The sequence below is a fragment of the Paraburkholderia ginsengisoli NBRC 100965 genome (genome assembly GCF_000739735.1).
Classification (GTDB): domain Bacteria; phylum Pseudomonadota; class Gammaproteobacteria; order Burkholderiales; family Burkholderiaceae; genus Paraburkholderia; species Paraburkholderia ginsengisoli.
Genome location: NZ_BBJF01000004.1, coordinates 759249 through 780311, shown reverse-complemented (window position 1 = coordinate 780311; position 21063 = coordinate 759249). Strand labels below are relative to the sequence as shown.

Annotated in this window: 18 protein-coding genes; 17 read left to right on the top strand and 1 reads right to left on the bottom strand. The window is 64.9% G+C overall.

Translation table 11 applies throughout. The annotated features are described in order from the left end of the window. Window positions 1-112: 112 nt before the first annotated feature. The 6 genes from surE (at window position 113) to rlmD (ending at window position 6367) form a co-directional block, all read left to right on the top strand. Window positions 113-871 (top strand): 5'/3'-nucleotidase SurE, encoded by a 759-nt coding sequence (gene surE / locus BGI01S_RS07480; protein WP_042323768.1) that lies wholly within the window; start codon window positions 113-115, stop codon window positions 869-871. After that, window positions 868-1962, top strand: coding sequence for a protein-L-isoaspartate(D-aspartate) O-methyltransferase (locus tag BGI01S_RS07475; RefSeq protein ID WP_042323766.1), 1095 nt, complete (start codon window positions 868-870; stop codon window positions 1960-1962). Before surE ends, BGI01S_RS07475 begins: the two co-directional genes overlap by 4 nt. Before the next feature lie 5 nt (window positions 1963-1967). Then, window positions 1968-2894 carry a peptidoglycan DD-metalloendopeptidase family protein gene (locus BGI01S_RS07470; RefSeq protein ID WP_042323763.1) on the top strand — a complete coding sequence of 309 codons (927 nt, stop codon included), beginning with the start codon at window positions 1968-1970 and terminating at the stop codon, window positions 2892-2894. 11 nt (window positions 2895-2905) lie between these two features. Further along, complete coding sequence (rpoS, locus tag BGI01S_RS07465) at window positions 2906-3988, top strand: RNA polymerase sigma factor RpoS (protein WP_042323761.1); 1083 nt, start codon at window positions 2906-2908, stop codon at window positions 3986-3988. Window positions 3989-3992: 4 nt separating this feature from the next. Beyond that, a complete protein-coding gene (locus tag BGI01S_RS07460) occupies window positions 3993-4769 on the top strand; it encodes a 3'-5' exonuclease (protein ID WP_042323760.1) in 777 nt (258 codons plus the stop codon). A 167-nt stretch (window positions 4770-4936) separates the two neighbouring features. After that, window positions 4937-6367, top strand: a complete 1431-nt coding sequence (gene rlmD, locus BGI01S_RS07455; RefSeq protein WP_042323758.1) for a 23S rRNA (uracil(1939)-C(5))-methyltransferase RlmD — start codon at window positions 4937-4939, stop codon at window positions 6365-6367. Window positions 6368-6519: 152 nt separating this feature from the next. Here rlmD and BGI01S_RS07450 read toward each other — a convergent pair whose 3' ends face one another. Next, window positions 6520-7380: an outer membrane protein assembly factor BamD gene (locus BGI01S_RS07450; RefSeq protein WP_042323757.1), complete on the bottom strand. Its 861-nt coding sequence runs from the start codon at window positions 7378-7380 to the stop codon at window positions 6520-6522. Between the two features lie 38 nt (window positions 7381-7418). Between BGI01S_RS07450 and BGI01S_RS07445 the strand changes: the two genes are divergently transcribed. The 11 genes from BGI01S_RS07445 to BGI01S_RS07395 all read left to right on the top strand — a co-directional run bounded on the left by BGI01S_RS07445 (window position 7419) and on the right by BGI01S_RS07395 (window position 20949). Continuing rightward, window positions 7419-8735 (top strand): RluA family pseudouridine synthase, encoded by a 1317-nt coding sequence (locus tag BGI01S_RS07445; protein ID WP_042323755.1) that lies wholly within the window; start codon window positions 7419-7421, stop codon window positions 8733-8735. Beyond that, on the top strand, window positions 8732-9595 hold the full coding sequence (gene pgeF, locus BGI01S_RS07440; RefSeq protein WP_042323753.1) for a peptidoglycan editing factor PgeF: 864 nt from the start codon (window positions 8732-8734) through the stop codon (window positions 9593-9595). Before BGI01S_RS07445 ends, pgeF begins: the two co-directional genes overlap by 4 nt. 654 nt (window positions 9596-10249) lie before the next feature. Next, window positions 10250-12073, top strand: coding sequence for a class I poly(R)-hydroxyalkanoic acid synthase (gene phaC, locus BGI01S_RS07435; protein ID WP_042323751.1), 1824 nt, complete (start codon window positions 10250-10252; stop codon window positions 12071-12073). A gap of 147 nt (window positions 12074-12220) precedes the next feature. After that, window positions 12221-13402, top strand: a complete 1182-nt coding sequence (locus BGI01S_RS07430; protein WP_042324490.1) for an acetyl-CoA C-acetyltransferase — start codon at window positions 12221-12223, stop codon at window positions 13400-13402. Between the two features lie 197 nt (window positions 13403-13599). Beyond that, a complete protein-coding gene (locus BGI01S_RS07425; protein WP_042323749.1) occupies window positions 13600-14340 on the top strand; it encodes a 3-ketoacyl-ACP reductase in 741 nt (246 codons plus the stop codon). Window positions 14341-14473: 133 nt separating this feature from the next. Beyond that, complete coding sequence (gene phaR / locus BGI01S_RS07420; RefSeq protein ID WP_042323747.1) at window positions 14474-15082, top strand: polyhydroxyalkanoate synthesis repressor PhaR; 609 nt, start codon at window positions 14474-14476, stop codon at window positions 15080-15082. A 455-nt stretch (window positions 15083-15537) separates the two neighbouring features. Beyond that, window positions 15538-16545, top strand: a complete 1008-nt coding sequence (locus BGI01S_RS07415; RefSeq protein ID WP_042323744.1) for a tRNA dihydrouridine synthase — start codon at window positions 15538-15540, stop codon at window positions 16543-16545. 96 nt (window positions 16546-16641) lie between these two features. After that, the gene (gene rimO, locus BGI01S_RS07410) at window positions 16642-18039 is read left to right on the top strand and encodes a 30S ribosomal protein S12 methylthiotransferase RimO (protein WP_042323742.1); all 1398 of its coding nucleotides are present in this window, start codon (window positions 16642-16644) and stop codon (window positions 18037-18039) included. A gap of 3 nt (window positions 18040-18042) precedes the next feature. Further along, window positions 18043-18993, top strand: coding sequence for a sugar kinase (locus BGI01S_RS07405; protein WP_042323741.1), 951 nt, complete (start codon window positions 18043-18045; stop codon window positions 18991-18993). Between the two features lie 66 nt (window positions 18994-19059). Next, entirely contained in the window at window positions 19060-20244 is a 1185-nt protein-coding gene (bktB, locus tag BGI01S_RS07400) for a beta-ketothiolase BktB (protein ID WP_042323738.1), read from the top strand. A gap of 51 nt (window positions 20245-20295) precedes the next feature. Further along, window positions 20296-20949, top strand: coding sequence for a hypothetical protein (locus BGI01S_RS07395; protein WP_042323736.1), 654 nt, complete (start codon window positions 20296-20298; stop codon window positions 20947-20949). Window positions 20950-21063 lie beyond the last annotated feature (114 nt).

The following is a 21063-nucleotide window of genomic DNA, read 5'->3' as shown; positions in this document are numbered from 1 at the left end:
GACGAGCGGGTCGAATCCATTCGTCACAAACGTTGCACGTGCGCGTTGCCTACGACGCGCGCACGGCCGCCGTCTCGTTCGCGTGCCATCTTTCCTCGGTTACAATCGCCGCATGCGAATCCTACTCAGCAATGACGACGGTTATCTGGCGCCGGGCCTTGCCGCGCTTTACGAAGCGCTCAAGCCGTTCGCGGACGTCACCGTGATGGCCCCCGAACAGAATTGCAGCGGCGCGTCGAATTCGTTGACGCTGTCGCGGCCGCTCTCGGTTCTGCGCTCGGCCAACGGCTTCTACTACGTGAACGGCACGCCCACCGACTCGGTGCACATCGCGCTGACGGGCATGCTCGACCATACGCCGGATCTGGTGGTGTCGGGCATCAACAACGGCCAGAACATGGGCGAAGACACGCTGTATTCGGGCACCGTCGCGGCCGCTACCGAGGGCATCATGTTCGGCGTGCCGGCCATCGCGTTCTCGCTGGTCGACAAGGACTGGGTGCATCTAGAAGATGCGGCCCGCGTCGCCGCCGACATCGTCAGGCATTACCTGGAGCAGCCGCTGCCTGGGCATCCATTGCTGAACGTCAATATTCCGAACCTGCCGTACGACCAGCTCGACGGTTGGCAAATCACGCGTCTGGGCAAGCGGCATCCGTCGCAGCCAGTGATCCGCCAGACCAACCCGCGCGGCGAGCCGATCTACTGGATCGGTCCGTCGGGCAGCGCGCGTGACGCGAGCGAGGGCACCGATTTCCACGCGGTCGTCAACGGCCGCGTGTCGATCACGCCGCTGCAACTCGACCTGACCCACACGCAAATGCTGCCCGCGGCGCGCGACTGGGTGCGCGCCGGCAGCAGCGCTTCATGACGAACGAGCGCGCCAAGCGCTTTCCGCTCGGCCTCGAGGACCTGGTGCGCGAACCGCGCCGGCCCGAAGGACGTCCGGGCGAAGTGCGCGCTGCGGCGCTCGCCGCGAGCGCGGCGCTGAATGCGCGTCAGCCGGCGAAGCATGCGCTGGCTGGTTCGGTGGCCAAACCGCAATCGAGGACGCCGGTGCCGGCGAAGCCTCAAGCCCCGCTTCAAGTTAAACCGTCGAGCATTACGCCGCCGAAGCCGCAGGCCGCGCCGTCGTTGTCGCCGTCGTCGTTGGCTGTGGGCAAGGCGCCGGTTAAACCGGCGATCGCCGCGAAGCACACGGCCCACACGCCGGGACTGGCGCCGCGCACCGCGTCGCAAGCGACGCCGTCCGCCAAACCCGTGGTCCGCGCCAGCGAACGCACGGCCGCGCCGAACGTCGCATTAAACGGCGCGCTCGCGCTGACTTCGGAACGGGTTCGTGAACGGATGGTCGAACGCCTGCGTGCAAACGGCGTGACCGATCAGCGCGTGTTGAACGCGATGTCGGTGGTGCCGCGCCACATGTTCGTCGACCCGGGCCTCGCGGCTCAGGCGTACGAAGATGCCGCGTTGCCGATCGGTCATCACCAGACGATTTCCAAGCCCTCGGTGGTCGCGCGGATGATCGAGCTGGCGGCCGCCGGCCGCGCGCTCAGTAACGTGCTCGAAATCGGCACCGGCTGCGGTTATCAGGCGGCGGTGCTGAGCCAGGTCGCACGCGAGGTCTATTCGATCGAACGCATCAAGCCGCTGTCCGAACGCGCGAAGACCAATCTGCGTCCGCTGCGCATTCCGAACATCCGGCTGCATTACGGCGACGGGCGGCTCGGTTTGCCGTCCGCGGCGCCGTTCGATGCCATCGTGATTGCCGCCGCGGGGCTCGACGTACCGCAGGCACTGCTTGAACAACTCGCGATCGGCGGCCGACTGGTTGCGCCGGTCGGCTCGCAGGACGGCCAGAACCAGGTGCTGACGCTGGTCGAGCGCCTCGGGCCCGCGCAATGGCGCGAGTCGCGGCTTGATCGCGTTTTCTTTGTACCCTTAAAATCCGGAGTGATTTGACACCGATGAGTATGTTGCGCGCGATGCAAAGAACCAGCCTGAATGTCCCTATGACCGTAACCCAGCGTAGCGTGTGCGTGCTCGCCTTGTCCCTGTTGATGACGGCTTGTGCTTCCCGGCTCGACCAGGCGCCTGTCGTCGATCGCTCCGGCGGCGTGCTCAGTACGCAAGCCGCGCAGCCGGCGGTGCCGCTCGGGCCGCCGCCGCCGGGCTACTATCGCGTGAAGCCGGGCGACACGCTGTACCGGATCGCGCTGGAGAACGGCCAGAACTACCGCGATATTTCGACGTGGAATAACCTGACCAACCCGAACCAGATCGAAGTCGACCAGTTGCTGCGCGTCGTGCCGCCGGGCGCGAACACAGCCGGCCTTACGCCGGGCGTGACGACCGCGCCGGTCGGCGGTAATGGCGCGATGCAAAGCGTGCCGCCTGGTAGCGCATCCACGGGTGCCGCGGCTGGCGTCGCGGTGCCGCCGCTGTACGGTGCGGCCGCCAGCAACGCGGCCGTGACGCCGCCGGCCAATCCGGGCGCGGCCAGCGACTCGGGCACGGGCGCGGGAGGCAACGTCGCGTTCGCATGGCCGGTGCGCGGTCCGATGCTCGGCACCTTCAACGATTCGACCAACAAGGGCGTCAATATCGGAGGCACCGCGGGCGAGCCCGTGAAGGCTTCCGCGGATGGCCGCGTGGTCTATGCCGGAAATGGGCTGCGTGGTTACGGCAATCTCATTATCATCAAGCATGATGCAACTTATCTCACCGCGTATGCACACAACCGCGCTTTGATGGTAAAAGAGGGGGACGCGGTGACGAAAGGCCAGAAGATCGCTGAGATGGGCAATAGTGATTCCGACCGTGTGATGTTGCATTTCGAAGTTCGCCGGCAGGGTAAACCTGTCGACCCACTGAAGTATTTGCCGCCGCAATAAGCGATACGACCATGCCGAAATCGAAGCGCCGCCCGCCGCAAGCCGAGTCTGAAACGATCAGCCCAGCCACGTCCGCCGCGGTGGACGAAAGCGGCGCTTCGGAAGTGGAAGAAGAGATCGCGGAAGAACGCGATCTCGACGAACGCCAGGGCGGCGCCGACGAAGCCGGCGACGGCCGCGAAGCCGCAAGCGAAGCCGCCCCGGACGCCGACGATTTCCGCGCACTGCTGCAAGCCGAGCTGACGGCCGACACCATCCAGCATTACCTGAATCGCATCAGCGTGAAGCCGCTTCTCACCGTCGAAGAGGAGCAGAAATATTCGCGTCTTGCCAAGGCCGGCGAGTTCGATGCGCGCCAGGTGATGATCGAGCGCAATCTGCGGCTCGTCGTCAGCATCGCGAAGGGTTATCTGAATCGCGGTGTGCCGCTGCTCGATCTGATCGAAGAGGGCAACCTCGGCCTCATGCACGCGATCGAAAAATTCGATCCGACGCGCGGCTTCCGCTTTTCGACTTATGCGACCTGGTGGATTCGCCAGAGCATCGAGCGCGCGATCATGAACCAGGCGCGCACGGTGCGCCTGCCAGTGCACGTGATTCGTGAGCTCAACCAGGTGTTGCGCGCGAAGCGCCATCTGGAAAAAAACTCGATGAATTCCGGCGAAGCGGCCGACCGCCGTGACGCCAGCATCGACGACATCGCCTACCTGACCGGCAAGACCACCGACGAAGTCACCGACATTCTCGCGCTGAACGAGCACACCGCGTCGCTGGACGCGCCGCTCGATCTCGATCCAGCGAGCAGCCTGCTCGATCTGTTGTCCGACGACCAGAGCCAGTCGCCGGATGCCGAAGTGCAGCATCGCGAACTGGAAACGCTCACGCGGGCATGGCTCGCGCGCCTGTCGGACAAGCATCGTCATGTGATCGAGCGCCGCTTCGGGCTCAATCACATCGAACCCGCCACGCTCGAAGAGCTGGCCGACGAAATGGGCCTCACGCGCGAGCGTGTGCGCCAGATCCAACAGGAAGCGCTCGTGCGACTCAAGCGCTTCTTTGCCTCCAACGGTGTTCGGAAGGACGCCGTTCTATAATCTGATGACTCCGATTTTAGTTTTCGACATCGAGACCATTCCCGATGTCGCCGGCATTCGCCGCCTCGAAGATCTGCCTGCCACAATGAGCGACGCCGAAGTCGCCGAGCACGCGTTTGCCGCGCGTCGTGAGAAGACCGGCAGCGATTTCCTGCCGCACCATCTGCAACGGATCGCGGCGATTTCCTGCGTGTTCCGCGACAACAACGGCTTCCGCGTGCGCTCGCTCGGCACGCTGGAAGACGGCGAAGCGGCGCTGGTGCAGTCGTTCTATCGCGTGATCGAGAAGTACACGCCGCAACTCGTGTCGTGGAACGGCGGCGGTTTCGACCTGCCGGTGCTGAACTACCGGGCGTTGGTTAACGGTATTCCGGCTTACCGATTCTGGGATCTCGGCGAGGACGACCGCGAGTTCAAGTGGAACAACTACATCAGCCGCTATCACGCGCGTCACACCGATCTGATGGACGTGCTTGCGATGTACCAGGCGCGCGCCAACGCGCCACTCGACGCGCTTGCCAAGATGTGCGGCTTCCCCGGCAAGATGGGCATGGACGGCAGCCAGGTGTGGCATGCGTACCAGGAAGGGCGGATCGAGGAAATTCGCAATTACTGCGAGACCGACGTCGTCAATACGTATCTGCTGTATTGCCGCTTCCAGTTGATCCGCGGCGCGTTTTCGGCGGCGGAGTATGCTGACGAAATCAACCTGGTCAAGAACGCGCTGGCGCTGGAAGTCGCGCCGCAATGGGCCGAATATCTGGCGGCGTTCGATCAGTAACGTGCCGTTGGCCGGCTTCAGGCCGGCGTTGACGAGGCGTCGCGCCGAATCGTCGGCCATCGCTGCGGGCAGCCGCAATCGGCAATCCCGAACAGCAGCCACAGCCGGCAACCCCGGCGCTTCGTCTACAATCTCGCCTTTCCCCAAGTTTGTCAGGAAGTCTGCAGGTGTCCCGAACTGCCCCCCATCGTCGCTCGCCGAAGCGCCCTTCGAAGTACCACAAGGGACCGCCGCCGGCATCAACGCCCGTCATCACCGGCAATGAACCGGTCATCGAAATCGTTTCGCTCGATATGGAAGCGCGCGGCGTCGGCCGCGTTGAGAGTGAAGACGGCACGCCCGGCAAGGTGATTTTCGTCGAAGGCGCATTGCCCGGCGAACGCGTCAGCTACTCGACTCATCGCAGCAAGCCGAAATTCGAGCAGGCCGAAGTCGTTCAGGTGTTCCGCGAAAGCGTGATTCGCACAAAGCCGAAATGCACTCACTTCGATATCTGCGGCGGCTGTTCGATGCAGCATCTGGATATCCGCGCGCAGGTCGCCGTCAAGCAGCGCGTGCTTGAAGACAACCTTCAGCATCTCGCGAAGCTGCGCCCCGAAACGGTGTTCCGGCCGATTCACGGACCGGCGTGGGGGTATCGCTATCGTGCGCGTCTGGCCGTGCGTTTCCTGCCGGAGAAGGGCGGCATGCGCATCGGCTTTCACGAGAAGAAGAGCAGCTACATCGCCGACATGAAGACTTGCGAAGTGCTGCCGCCGCATGTGTCGGCGATGCTGATGCCGCTGCGGTTCATGGTGCGCAAGCTGTCGATCTACGACCGCATGCCGCAGCTCGAACTGGCGGTCGGCTCATCGGTGACGGCGCTGGTGGTGCGCAATCTTGAACCGATCACCGCCGCCGACGAACAGGTGCTGCGCGATTTCGCCGACGAGCACAAGGTGCAGTTCTGGCTGCAGCCGGGCGGCCCGGACACGGTGACGCCGTTCTATCCGCTCGACGTGCAACTCGACTACACGCTGCCGGAATACAACATCCGCATGCCGTTCAAGCCGACCGATTTCACGCAGGTGAACCACGCGATCAACCGCGTGCTGATCAGCCGCGCATTGCGCCTGCTGGCGCCGGCACGCACCGATCGTGTGCTTGATCTGTTCTGCGGGATCGGCAACTTCACGCTGCCGCTCGCGCGCGTCGCGAAGGAAGTGGTGGGCATTGAAGGCAGCGAAGTGTTGACCACGCGGGCGCTCGCCAATGCCGAACTGAACGGCGTAGCAGGGCACACGTCGTTCGCATGCCGCAATCTGTTCGAGGTCACCGCCGACGATGTCCGCGCGCTCGGTCATTTCGACAAGTCCCTCATCGACCCGCCGCGCGAAGGCGCGCTCGCCGTCGCGAAGGCGCTGGCGGAAATCGCGCAGAGCGGCGACGGGCCGCTGCCCAAGCGCATCGTCTACGTGTCGTGCGCTCCGGCGACGCTCGCGCGCGATTCGGGGCTGCTCGTGCACGAGGCCGGCTACCGGCTGGTCGGTGCGGGCGTGGTGAACATGTTCCCGCATACGTCGCACGTGGAGTCGATCGCGTTGTTCGAGCGGGACTGAGCGCCGTCCGTCGCTGCGCTCGGCCGCCCGTGTGCGCTAGTGCTAGTGCCCGCCGGGCGTTAGCTGAGCAGGCGGCCCGCACAAATAAAAAACGCCACGACCGAAGTCGTGGCGTTTTTTATTTCCGGCTGATTGTCAGTGCGCGGTTTGCGTTAGAACTGCCACCACGACTTCTGCGCGCCCGGCCGTGCGTGGCCCGTGATGTACGGGCTGTCCGGGAACGTGCCCGCCAGCACGCGCTTGGTGTCGTCGGCCAGTTGCGGCTGGTTCAGCTTCTGGTACGACAGCATCATGATGTGCAGCGCGTCTTCGATAGCCGGTGCGTTCTTGTACTCACGCAGCGCCAGTTGCGCGCGGTTGATCGCGGCGACATAGGCGCCACGGCGGTAGTAGTAATCCGCCGCGTGGACTTCGTGCGACGCCAGCGCGTTCACGATATAGCGCATGCGTTGCGCGGCATCCGGCGCATACTTGCTGTTCGGGAAGCGGTCCACCACGACCTTGAACGCGTCATAGGACTCGCGCAGCGACTTCGGATCGCGCTCGCTCATGTCCTGGCCGGAGAAGCGGCCGAACAGACCAAGGTCGTCGTTGAAGTGGATCATGCCCTTCAGGTAGTACGCGTAAGCGATGTCCGGATGATCCGGATGCAGCTGGATGAAGCGGTCGATAGCCGTGTCGGCGGCGGCGTTTTCGTTGTCTTTCCAGTTGCAGTACGCGACGTTGATCTGGGCCTGCTGTGCGAAATGGCCGAACGGGTCGCGGCCCTCGAGCATTTCGAAGTACTTCGCGCACTTGCCGAAATCACCACCGGACAAGGCGTCGTTCGCCTCCGTATATAATTTGTTGTTGTTCCACGTTGCCGTCTCGTCGGTCTTTTCCGGCAGGCCGTGGCAAGCCGCAACAACGGCGACGGCTACGGCACACGCGATGTATCCGGCCACTTTCCGGGCCGCCTTCTTGATGGCCGCCAAATTGATCGCCGCTTCAGTGATGGTGTTCAAGGCTCGCATTTTCCAGTCTAGCTTTACGTCCAGGTGACCCAGACTCAATGACCCGCTCAAATACTCCAGGCGCCGCAGCCGGCGCCGGGAATAGCAACAAAGATTATAGCGTAAGCGCTGACCCCTCCGACGCGTTGGGCGTCGATTCACTCGACGACGATCTCGGCAGCGACGCGCTCGCGGCCCCCGGCGCGCCGGGCGTGGTGCCGACCGTGGCGAGCCGCGTCGCCGACGAGAGCCCGCGCAGTGTCGTCGTGCCCGACGAACTGGCCGGCGAGCGTCTCGACAAGGTGCTCGCGCGGGTGTTTCCCGAGTTCTCGCGCAACCGCCTGCAAAGCTGGATCGAAGCGGAGCGGGTGCGCATCGACGGCAAGGCGGCGAAGATTCGCCAGCCGGTGCCGCTCGGCGCGACCATCGAGCTCGTACCCGATCTGCTGCCCGAGCAGCTCGCGTTCACGCCCGAGCCAGTGCCGCTCGAGATCGTCTACGAGGACGACACGCTGGTGGTGATCAACAAGCCGGCCGGCATGGTCGTGCATCCGGCGGCGGGCAACTGGAGCGGCACCGTGCTGAACGGCCTGCTGTACCGTTACGGCGACGCCGCCGCGGGCCTGCCGCGCGCGGGCATCGTGCACCGGCTCGACAAGGAAACCTCCGGACTGATGGTGGTGGCGCGCACGCTCGAAGCGCAGACCGACCTCGTGCGCCAGTTGCAGGCGCGCACGGTGAAGCGCCGCTATCTCGCGCTGGTGTGGGGCAACATGCCCGAGGAAGGCACGATCGACGCGCCGATCGGCCGCGATCCGCGCGAACGCACGCGCATGGCGGTCGTGACGAGCGCGTCGGGTAAACCGGCGCGCACGCATTTCCGCCGGGTCGATTCGGCGATCTGGCAGCGTCAGCCGGTCACGGCGATTCACTGCGACCTGGAAACCGGCCGCACCCATCAGATTCGCGTGCATTGCGCGCACATCGGCCATCCGCTGCTCGGCGACCCGGTGTACGGGCGTGCGCGTGGCAAGCGCTCGGTCACGCCGCTGCCCGACGGCTTCGCGCGTCAGGCGCTGCATGCGTGGCGGCTCGGGCTGATTCACCCGGTCACCGGCCGCACGATGCAATGGCGCGCCGACGTGCCGGAGGACATGGAGGTGCTGTCGGCGGCGCTCGGTCTGGGGCGCGACGATGCGGGCGAGTTCGACGAGACGTACTACGAGGAGGACGATTACGACGCGTCGCTGGACGACGAGGACGAAGACGCTGCCCTCGACCACGACGACTCCGATGATGCCGACGGCACCGACGACGACCACGATGCCGACGACTCCGATGATGACCACCACCACGACAAGGACGATCGCCCATGACCAGCAATCTGCCGGAGCTGAGCTTCGCCGACGTCGTGCAACCCGCATGGAACGTGTCGCCGCGCGTGCGCGCGCTCGTCACCACGCGCGACGGCGGTGTGAGTCAGCCGCCGTTCGGCCGCTGGCAGGATGGGGCGGACCAGCCCGGCGGTCTGAATCTGGGCATGAAAGCCGGTGACGATCCGGCCGCGGTCGCGGTCAATCGCAAGCGGCTGCTGGACCTCGCAGACGCGACGGGGGCCGCGTGGCTCGAACAGATTCACGGCGCGGGCATCGTGCGAGCCGAGGACGTGCTCGCGCAGGCGCACGCGGACGGCACACCCACGCGCGCCGACGCGAGCGTCACCGATCGTCCCGGCACCGTGTGCGCGGTGATGGTGGCCGACTGCATGCCGGTGCTGCTGTGCGACGAAGCGGGGCGCGCGGTCGGCGCCGCGCATGCGGGTTGGCGCGGGCTCGCGGCGGGCATCGTCGAGCAGACCGCGCAGCGCGTCGCGCAACTCGCGGGCGTGGAAGCCCGCGAGTTGCATGCGTACCTCGGACCGTCGATTGGTCCCGATGCCTTCGAAGTCGGCCCCGACGTGCGTGACGCCTTCATGAACGGTGTCGACGTCGCGCAACGTAAAGCCACGGCGAACGCGTTCGTCGAGCACTCGCGCAATCCCGGCAAATATCTCGCCGATCTCCCGGCGCTCGCTCGCTTGCGTTTGCAGGCGCTAGGCGTGACGAGGATCGTCGGCGGCGATATGTGCACCGTCACGCAACGCGAGCGTTTCTATTCCTATCGACGCGATCGCGAGACCGGCCGCATGGCCGCATTGATCTGGCTGGACGATCAGGCGCAGACCCTCGCGGACTGACCCGGCGTACACACGACTCACTGCGCACACGCGGCGTCGCGTCAGTTCGCAATCAAAAAAGCACCACGCCCGCATGACGATGCTTCGTACAGCAAGCCATCGTCATGCGGGCGTGCTGCTTTTCAACATGCGGCAGCGATGGCGGCGATGCATTCTCGTGAACCCGCGTATGCGGGTTTATGCCGAGCTGGACTGCGCATTTTGCTGCGCTGCCGAAATTCGTGTCGCTAGCGTAAATCTGCCGCATAAAGTGTCTGTGGGCGAACGGATAAACGCACATAAGCCTATGCAATATGGGAGCTTTTTTCGTTCACGGCTTTCTTCAATCAACTGACTTCAAAAGCGCGTTCTGCTGCACAGGGAAAACGATAATTAAAAAACTATCGCGCTGCGGCAAAATCGGGAACAAGCATTGACATGCCTTGCGATGGGGAGCAAGAATGTTCCTCACGAGCTCCTCGTACATGGGACAGGGCGTGACGAGGTCGCGAGCAATGGCTCACGTGCGCACGAACCTGCCTCTCCAACCCGTCCGCAAGGACTTACCGGTCAAAAGCAGGTATGGCAGCTTCTCATTCCTCAGCTTCCCCCAGCACGGACTCCTCGAAGGAGCAGACGCAGCAGGCCGGTAGCGGCGCAACTTCCGCCGCCGGCATGCAGCAGTTATTCGACACGTGGATGAACGCATGGCGTTCGCTCGGCACGCCACCTGGTCCGGGCGGCGTGCCATTCGAGATGCCGCCGATGCCTCAAGTGCCGGGCATCGCGTCGATGGGTTTCCCGCAAATGCCGTCGTTTCCCGGCATGCCCGACTTCAGCAAACTGGCCGCGGGCGCGATGCCGTCCATGCCTTCGTTCGCCGGACTGAATATCCCCACCGCCGCGATTCCGTCGGAGCGTTTGCAGAAGCTGCAAGCCGACTACTCGCGCGAGGCGATGGAGTTGATCCAGCAGGCCACTACGTCGGCGACCAAATCCCCCCAACTCAAGGACCGCCGCTTCAGCGCGGAAGCCTGGAGCGCGACGCCGGCCTATGCATTCACCGCGGCCTGGTATCTGCTGAACGCGCGCTATCTGCAGGAAATGGTCGACGCGCTCGACATCGAACCGAAGGTGCGCGAGCGCATCCGTTTCGCGGTCCAGCAGTGGACCGCGGCGGCCTCGCCGAGCAACTTCTTCGCATTGAATCCGGAAGCGCAGAAGACCTTGCTCGACAGCAAGGGCGAGAGTCTGCGCCAGGGCGTGATGAATCTGCTCGGCGACATGCAGCGCGGCAAGATCTCACAAACCGACGAATCGGGCTTCGTGGTCGGCGAGAATCTTGCGAACACCGAAGGTTCGGTGGTGTTCGAAAACGAGCTGCTGCAACTGATCCAGTACAAGCCGCGCACGGCCACCGTGCGCGAGCGGCCGCTCCTGATCGTGCCGCCGTGCATCAATAAGTTCTACATTCTCGATCTGCAGCCGGAGAACTCGCTGGTCGCGCACGGTCTCGATTCGGGCCACCAGGTGTTCCTGATTTCGTGGCGCAACGCGGATCAATCCATCGCGCATAAGAGCTGGGACGACTACATCGGCGACGGCGTGCTGAAGGCGATCGAAACCGTCAGCAAGATCAGCGGGCGCGAGCAGATCAACACGCTCGGCTTCTGCGTCGGCGGCACGATGCTCGCCACCGCGCTGGCGGTAGCCGCGGCGCGCGGCGAACACCCGGCCGCGTCGATGACGCTGCTCACCGCAATGCTCGACTTCTCCGACACCGGCGTGCTCGACGTGTTCGTCGACGAGGCGCACGTGCAGATGCGCGAGCAGACCATCGGCGGCAAGAACGGTGCGCCGGCGGGACTGATGCGCGGCATCGAATTCGCCAATACGTTCTCGTTCCTGCGCCCGAACGATCTGGTGTGGAACTACGTCGTCGACAATTACCTGAAGGGCCGCACGCCGGTGCCGTTCGATCTGCTGTACTGGAACAGCGACTCGACCAGCCTGCCGGGTCCGATGTACGTCTGGTATCTGCGCAACACGTACCTCGAAAACCGGCTGCGCGAGCCGGGTGCGCTGACCACCTGCGGTGAGCCGGTCGACCTGTCGAAGATCGACGTGCCCACTTTCATTTACGGGTCACGCGAAGACCATATCGTGCCGTGGCAATCCGCATACGCGTCGGTGCCTTTGCTGAACGGGCCGCTGAAATTCGTGCTCGGCGCGTCAGGGCATATCGCCGGCGTGATCAATCCGCCCGCGAAGAAAAAGCGCAATTACTGGACCCTGCAAGGCGACGCGAAGACCTTGCCGGAGAGCCCGGACGAATGGCTCGACGCGGCGACCGACGTGCCCGGCAGCTGGTGGCCCGAATGGACCACATGGCTCGACCAGTATGGCGGCAAGAAGGTGAAACCGCGCGCCACGGCCGGCTCGGCCGAGTTTCCGGTGATCGAACCGGCGCCCGGACGTTACGTTCGGCAACGGGAGTAAAGTTGAACGCGCTTCACGGTGCGATGTGTGGCGGTGTGTGAAGGAGCGTCTGGTTACGCGTCCGAATGAGCAAGGGCGTAAAAGGAACGAGATTTTTAACTTGACGGGCTGCGGCGCAGTTGGCCGACTTGCCCGGAGGATATGGAAATGACTGATGTTGTGATCGTATCGGCCGCCCGTACGGCAGTAGGAAAATTCGGTGGATCGCTGGCGAAGGTTGCCGCGCCCGACCTCGGTGCCGTGGTCATCCGCGCCGTACTCGAACGGGCCGGTCTGAAGCCCGAGCAGGTGAGCGAAGTGATCCTCGGCCAGGTATTGACGGCCGGCTCCGGCCAGAATCCGGCGCGCCAGGCGGTGATCAAGGCGGGCTTGCCGACGGCGGTGCCGGGCATGACGATCAACGTGGTGTGCGGCTCGGGCCTGAAGGCCGTGATGCTCGCAGCGAACGCGATCATCGCGGGTGACGCGGACATCGTCGTCGCCGGCGGTCAGGAAAACATGAGCGCGGCGCCGCACGTGCTGCCGGGGTCGCGCGACGGGTTCCGCATGGGCGACGCGAAGCTGATCGACTCGATGATCGTCGACGGCCTGTGGGACGTGTACAACCAGTATCACATGGGCGTGACGGCGGAAAACGTCGCCAAGGAATACGGCATCACGCGCGAACAGCAGGACGCGTTCGCGGCACTCTCGCAGAACAAGGCGGAAGCGGCGCAGAAGGCGGGCCGTTTCAACGACGAAATCGTGCCGGTCGAAATCCCGCAACGCAAAGGCGAGCCGCTGCGTTTCGCGACCGATGAATTCGTGCGTCACGGCGTGACGGCGGAATCGCTGGCGGGCCTGAAGCCGGCGTTCTCGAAAGAAGGCTCGGTCACGGCGGCCAATGCGTCCGGTCTGAACGACGGCGCGGCGGCGGTGCTGGTGATGTCGGCGAAGAAGGCCGAGGCGCTCGGCCTCACGCCGCTCGCGCGCATCAAGGCTTTCGCTACGTCGGGTCTGGATCCGAAGGTGATGGGCATGGGTCCGGTGCCGGCTTCGCGCCGTTGTCTCGAGCGCGCGGGCTGGACGCCTGCCGATCTCGACCTGATGGAGATCAACGAAGCGTTCGCCGCGCAGGCGTGCGCCGTGAATCAGCAGATGGGCTGGGACACGTCGAAGATCAACGTGAACGGCGGCGCGATCGCGATCGGCCATCCGATCGGCGCGTCCGGCGCCCGGATTCTCGTCACGCTGCTGCATGAAATGCAGAAGCGCGATGCGAAGAAGGGTCTGGCGTCGCTGTGTATCGGCGGCGGCATGGGTGTGGCGCTCGCGCTCGAGCGCGCTTGAGTATGACGTGCCGATCCGGTGTAGCCGCCGGATCGCAGCACCAGGCAGAGGGTTGCCGTGCGCCACGGCGAAGCAGGTGGCGCGCGGTGTCAGCAGTGGCCTCGTCGGCCGGTCGCCCGGCGGCAGTGGAGATGAAGCACCAGGCGAGGAAAGGGGTGGCCGGTCGGCGCCTCGAAAACGATAACGGAGTGTAGTTTATGACACAGCGAATTGCGTACGTAACGGGCGGGATGGGCGGTATCGGCACGAGCATTTGCCAGCGGCTGCACAAGGAAGGCTTCAAGGTGATCGCGGGCTGCGGCCCGAATTCGCCGCGCCGCGTGAAGTGGCTCGAAGAGCAGAAGGCGCTCGGCTTCGACTTCGTCGCGTCCGAAGGCAATGTCGGCGATTGGGAATCGACCAAGGCCGCGTTCGAAAAGGTCAAGGCCGAAGTCGGCGAGATCGACGTGCTGGTGAACAACGCCGGTATCACGCGTGACGTCGTGTTCCGCAAGATGACGCACGAAGACTGGACGTCGGTGATTGACACCAACCTGACCAGCCTCTTTAACGTCACCAAGCAGGTGATCGACGGCATGGTCGAGCGAGGCTTTGGTCGCATCATCAACATTTCGTCGGTGAACGGGCAGAAAGGCCAGTTCGGCCAGAGCAACTATTCGACCGCGAAGGCCGGCATTCACGGCTTCACGATGGCGCTCGCGCAGGAAGTGGCCACCAAGGGCGTGACGGTCAATACCGTGTCGCCGGGCTACATCGGCACCGACATGGTCAAGTCGATCCGTCCGGATGTGCTGGAAAAGATCGTCGCGACGATTCCGGTGCGCCGTCTGGGTCGACCGGACGAAATCGGCTCGATCGTGGCGTGGCTCGCGTCCGACGAGTCGGGCTTCTCCACGGGCGCAGATTTTTCGCTGAACGGCGGTTTGCATATGGGCTGAGTCACCGGCGCGCCGCTCACAAGGCGGCGTGCTTCGGCTCAGATGGTTCCGACGGCGTCCCGGTTGCGCAATGGCCCGATTGCGCTGCCGGCTGACGCCGTTTCCGCGCTCAACTCGCGCTCAAGGGCGTTACATGACCACTACTACAAAGAAAACAGCCGAACGACTGATCAAGAAATATCCGAACCGTCGGCTCTACGATACCGAGACAAGCACGTACATCACGCTGACGGACGTCAAGCAGCTCGTGCTCGATCAGGAGGATTTCAAGGTCATCGATGCGAAGAGCAACGAGGATCTGACGCGCGCCATCCTGTTGCAGATCATTCTCGAAGAGGAGAGCGGCGGCTTGCCGATGTTCTCGTCGTCGATGCTGTCGCAGATCATCCGTTTCTACGGTCATGCGATGCAGGGCATGATGGGCACGTATCTGGAAAAGAACATCCAGGCCTTCATCGACATTCAGGCGAAGCTCGCCGACCAGTCGAAAAATCTGTACGAAGGCAAGGCGATGAATCCGGAAGTCTGGTCGCAGTTCATGAACATGCAGGCGCCGATGATGCAGGGCATGATGACCAGCTATATCGAGCAGTCGAAGAACATGTTCGTGCAGATGCAGGAGCAGATGCAGAACCAGGCTAAATCGATGTTCGCCACGTTCCCGTTCACGCCGGGCGGCCCTGTCAATGCCGGCACTGCGCCGGGCACGCCGCAGACCAATCCGGAGCCGGAGAAGAAGTAACGACGCATGGAGCGGTGACGCGAGTTGTCCGCGAAAGCAGGGGGCGGCTGCGGCATGGCTCGATGGCGGCGGCGCTTGTGTGTGCGTTTGCGCGTGCGCTGGGGCGGCAGCGGCGCGGCCGGTGCTTCGAGGTGGCTTATCACCGCGGGACCTCCCCGATCCCGCGTCACGATGGGCGACTCACGGGCGTCCCACAAGAGCATAGCCCCCGGCGCGGTACAATCGCAGGCTGCGCGCGCTGGGCGCTCTTCATCGGGCATGAGGTTTCATTCACCCCAGCCGACCGATGCCCTCAGTTCTTGCCGCGCAGTTTCCCCTTGTCGCTTATCGCTATACGTTGGACCCGCCTTGCCTTCTGCCGCCGATCACCTCCTTTACCGCACCGCGCTCTTCGACGCCGAAGGCCGGACAGGTCAGCCTCGCTTGACCCGCGGATCGCATCAGCTGACTTCCGCATGAGCCGGCTGTTTCTTGCCCCGATGGAGGGACTGGCGGACTACGTGTTGCGCGACGTGCTGACCGCCCCGGGCGGATTCGACGGCTGCGTGTCCGAGTTCGTGCGCGTGACGGGGTCCGTGCTGCCCGCGCGCGTCTACGAACGGGAAGCGCCCGAAGTCCTGCACGGCAGCCGCACGCGTGGCGGCACGCCGATGGTGATTCAACTGCTCGGCAGCGACCCCCAGTGGATGGCGCGCAATGCGGCGCAAGCGGCGACCCTGTCGCCGTATGGGATCGATCTGAACTTTGGCTGCCCCGCCAAAGTCGTCAATCAGCACGGTGGTGGCGCGATGCTGCTGGCCGAACCCGAGCAACTGCACCGGATCGTGTCCGCGGTTCGCGCGGCCGTGCCCGCCGACGTCGCCGTGACGGCGAAAATGCGCCTCGGCGTGTCCGATACCGCGCGCGCGATCGATTGCGCGGTCGCGCTCGCCGAAGGCGGCGCGGCGTCGCTCGTCGTGCACGCACGCACGCGTGACGAGGCCTACCGGCCGCCTGCCCACTGGGAATGGATCGCGCGTATCGACGACGCCGTGGACGTGCCGGTCATCGCCAACGGCGAGGTCTGGAGCGTCGCGGACTGGCAGCGATGCCGCGCGGTCAGCGGTTGCGCGGACGTCATGCTCGGGCGCGGCGCGGTGTCGGATCCTTTCCTCGCGCGGAGAATCCGCGGTCTTGCGGACCCGTCCCCATCCGCCGCGGAGTGGCAGCACGTGCTGCGCGACCTCGCCGGCTATCTGACGACGTTGCAGGCTCGCGGCACGTCGAGCCACGAGCACGGCCGCGTCAAGAAATGGCTCAGCTATCTGCAGCGCACCTGGCCGCAGGCGGCCGAGCTGCATTCGGCGATCCGCCGAGTGCAGGATTCGCGCGAAATTATGGAGGTGATCGGGCGTGCGCGGGCATCCGGCTCCTCGTCGCGCGCACCTCGCTCCGAGTGCGTCGAACAGCTCGATCCGGCCTGAGCCGGAACGAGTTGAACGCTAAAATTCAAAGACTTACGAGCGGTGGCCTTGCCGACCCGCTACAATTCAAGGTTTAACGTCTTCATGCGGTCCCCCATGTCTGCCACCCCCACGATTGCCCCGAACGCCGCGCCGACGGCCGCGCCCAAAGTCGGCTTTGTCTCGCTCGGTTGCCCGAAAGCCCTAGTCGACTCCGAGCAGATCATCACCCAGCTGCGCGCCGAAGGTTACGAAATTTCCGGCACGTACGACGGCGCGGACCTCGTGGTCGTCAACACCTGCGGCTTTATCGACGAAGCGGTGCAGGAAAGCCTCGACGCGATCGGCGAAGCGCTTAACGAGAACGGCAAGGTGATCGTCACCGGCTGCCTCGGCGCGAAGAAGAGCGGCAGCGGTTCGGGATTGATCGAAGAGGTGCATCCGAAGGTGCTGGCCGTAACCGGCCCGCACGCGGTCGGCGAAGTGATGCAGCACGTGCATACGCATCTGCCGAAGCCGCACGATCCGTTCGTCGATCTCGTACCCGCCGCGGGCATCAAGCTCACGCCGCGCCATTACGCGTATCTGAAGATTTCCGAAGGCTGCAATCACCGCTGCACGTTCTGCATCATCCCGTCGATGCGCGGCGACCTCGTGTCGCGTCCGGTCGCCGAAGTGATGCTCGAAGCGGAGAACCTGTTCAAGGGCGGCGTGAAGGAACTGCTGGTGATTTCGCAGGACACGAGCGCATACGGCGTCGACGTCAAGTACCGCACGGGCTTCTGGAACGGCAAGCCGATCAAGACACGCATGACCGACCTGGTCGGCGCACTCGGCGAACTGGCCGCGCAATACGGCGCGTGGGTGCGTCTGCACTACGTGTATCCGTACCCGAGCGTCGACGAAGTGATTCCGATGATGGCCGAAGGCCCATACAAGGGCCATGTGCTGCCGTATCTCGACGTGCCGTTCCAGCACGCGCATCCCGAGGTGCTGAAGCGCATGAAGCGTCCGGCCAACGCCGAGAAAGTGATGGAGCGCGTCAAGGCATGGCGCGAGATGTGTCCGGACCTGACGATCCGCAGCACGTTCATCGCCGGCTTCCCGGGCGAGACGGAAGAGCAATTCCAGACGCTGCTCGATTTCATCCGCGAGGCGGAGCTGGATCGCGTCGGCTGCTTTGCGTATTCGCCGGTCGAAGGCGCGACGGCTAACGAACTCGACGGCGCGTTGCCCGACGAAGTGCGCGAAGAGCGTCGTGCGCGCTTCATGGAGGTGGCCGAGGAAGTGTCGGCGAAACGCATTGCGAAGAAAGTCGGCAAGACGCTGAAGGTGCTGGTCGACGAGATCAACGCCGACGGTGGCATCGGCCGTACCGCGGCCGATGCGCCGGAGATCGACGGCGTCGTGTACATTGCTCCGGCGACCAAGGCGTCCAAACGCTACAAGGTCGGCGACTTCGTGTCGGTGAAGATCACCGGCGCCGACGGTCACGACCTGTGGGGCGAGGTCTAAGCGATGACGGTGAGCACGGCCGCAGCGCCTCAAGTCAACACGCCCGAAATCCTCGCGCTCGGCGAGGCGATGATCGAATTCAACCAGTCGGCGAAAGATGAGCCGAACTATCTGCAGGGCTTCGGCGGCGACACGTCGAACTTCTGTATCGCGGCGGCGCGCCAGGGCGCGCGCACCGGCTTCGTGTCGGCGGTCGGCGCGGATCATTTCGGACGTCTGCTGATCGATCTGTGGGAACGCGAGCAGGTGGATACGTCGCTCGTGCGCGTCGATCCGCACGCGCCCACCGGCGTCTATTTCGTGTCGCACGGTCCCAACGGCCACGCGTTTGACTACTTGCGCGCCGGTTCGGCGGCGAGCCGCTACGCGCCGCACGATTTGCCGCGCGACGCGATCGCCGCGGCCAAGGTCGTGCATCTGTCGGGCATCAGCCTCGCGATCAGCCTGAGTGCCTGCGACGCCGCGCTGGAAGCGATCGCGCATGCGCGCGCCAACGGCGTGCGCGTGAGTTTCGACACCAATCTGCGGCTGAAGCTGTGGCCGCTCGCGCGAGCGCGCGCAGTGATGCTCGAAGCGATCCGCCAGACCGACATCTGTCTGCCCAGTTGGGACGACGTGACCGAACTCACCGGCTTGACCGGGCGCGACGAGATCGTCGACTTCCTGCTGGCGCAGGGTCCGCGCGTGGTCGCGCTGAAGCTCGGCAAGGAAGGCTCGTATATCGCGACGCCGGACGAGCGGCGCGTCGTGCCCGGCCACGTCGTCAACGCGCTCGACGCCACCGGCGCGGGCGACTGCTTCGGCGGCGCGTTCATCGCGCGCCTTGTCGAGGGCGACGATCCTTTTGCGGCGGCGCGTTACGCGAACGTCGCCGCGGCGTTGTCGACGCAAGGGTACGGCGCGGTGGCGCCGATTCCTTCGCGCGCGAGCGTCGAACAAATACTGGCGGGCTGAACACGCGCTGCAACGCGCGGCCCGCTGAGACAAGATTATCTTGAGACATTAACGGAGGAGCGAGCGATGCAACGGGACGTAGTGGTGGTGAGCGGCGTGCGTACCGCAATCGGCGGTTTCGGCGGCAGTCTGAAAGATTTCGCGCCGACCGAGCTAGGCGCACGCGTGGTGCGTGAAGCGCTGTCGCGGGCAGGCGTATCGGGCGACGAAGTCGGGCACGTGGTGTTCGGCAACGTCGTGCATACCGAACCGAAAGACATGTATCTGGCGCGCGTGGCCGCGATCAACGGCGGCGTCGCGCAGCACACGCCCGCGTTGACCGTGAACCGCCTGTGCGGCTCCGGCCTGCAGGCGATCGTGTCGGCCGCGCAAAGCATTCTGCTCGGCGACGCCGACATCGCAATCGGCGGCGGCGCGGAGAACATGAGCCGCGCACCTTACTCGATGCCCGCCGCGCGCTTCGGTCAGCGCATGGGCGACGCGCGCCTCGTCGACATGATGATCGGCGCGCTGAACGACCCGTTCCAGCCGATCCACATGGGCGTGACCGCCGAGAACGTCGCGCGCAAGTACGACATCTCGCGCGAAGCGCAGGACGCGCTCGCGCTCGAATCGCACCGCCGCGCGGCCCACGCGACCACGAGCGGCTATTTCAAGGAACAGATCCTGCCGATCACGCTCGCGTCGAAGAAGGGCGACACCGTGTTCGACACGGACGAGCACACGCGCATGAACGCATCGGCGGACGACTTCTCGAAGCTCAAGCCCGTGTTCGCGAAGGAAAACGGCACGGTGACCGCCGGCAACGCGTCGGGTATCAACGACGCCGCCGCGGCGCTCGTGCTGATGGAGCGCGGCGTCGCCGCACAGCGCGGTTTGAAGCCGTTGGCGCGGCTGGTGTCGTATGCCCATGCGGGCGTCGATCCCGCGTACATGGGCATCGGCCCGGTGCCGGCAAGCCGCAAGGCGCTCGAACGGGCCGGCCTGACGGTCGCCGATCTCGACGTGATCGAGGCGAACGAAGCGTTCGCCGCGCAGGCCTGCGCGGTCAGCAAGGAGCTCGGCTTCGATCCGGCGAAGGTGAATCCGAACGGCTCGGGCATTTCGCTCGGCCACCCGATCGGCGCGACCGGCGCGGTGATCACCGTCAAGGCGCTGTACGAGTTGCAGCGGATCGGCGGGCGCTACGCGCTGGTCACGATGTGCATCGGCGGCGGGCAGGGCATTGCGGCAATCTTCGAGCGTATCTGACGCGCGCGGTGAGCCGATGGTCGGCAGGTATCGGTAATGAGGAAAGAACGGATGCGGGAATCGAAAGCGATGATGGGCGCGGCGCGGCAAGCGCCGCAAGGTGCGACGGGCCGGCGCGGTTGGGCAATCACGAGCGCCGCCGCGTTGCTGTGCGCCGGCGCGGCGGCGTTGACGCCCGTGCAGGCCTGGGCGGAAAGCGACGCGGTCAAGCAACTGGCAGCGCCTCCGGCGATCCAGCTACCGCTCAAACCGAGCCCTGAGTTCGCTAAATTCCCGCGTTACGCCGGCTCGTTGGGTTCGCGTCAGATCGTGATGCGGCTCGGCAAGAAAACCGACGACCCGTCCGGCGTGCACGGCGAGTATCAGTACGCGGACACCGGCGAAGTGGTCCTGGTCGCGGGCGACCGCGACGGCGACACGCTCGAAATCGAGGAGTCGAACGACGGCACGCATATCACCGGCAACTGGGTGGGCACGTTCGCCGCGGACGGCTCGGTGTCGGGCGACCGGATGAACGTCGACGATTCCAATCCGCAGCCGTTCGATCTGAAGCCGCTCGCGGCGGGGCAAGCGGCGCCGGCTGCGACAGTTGCGCCCTCGGCGGCTTCGACGGGCGGCCGCGCCGCTGGCTCGACGTCCGCTCCCGCAGCCAGGACCGGCGGCCAGCCGGTGGGCGGCGTCAGCAATCTGCAAACCGGCGAATGAAGCCGCCGCCGGGTGAGCGGTGAGTCGACCCGGCGCGATTGCGCTGAGTCGTCTACTCTTGCGTAGGCGGCGCGCGGGCCGCAACCGCGCTTGCCGCTTTTGCCCCGCTTCCGA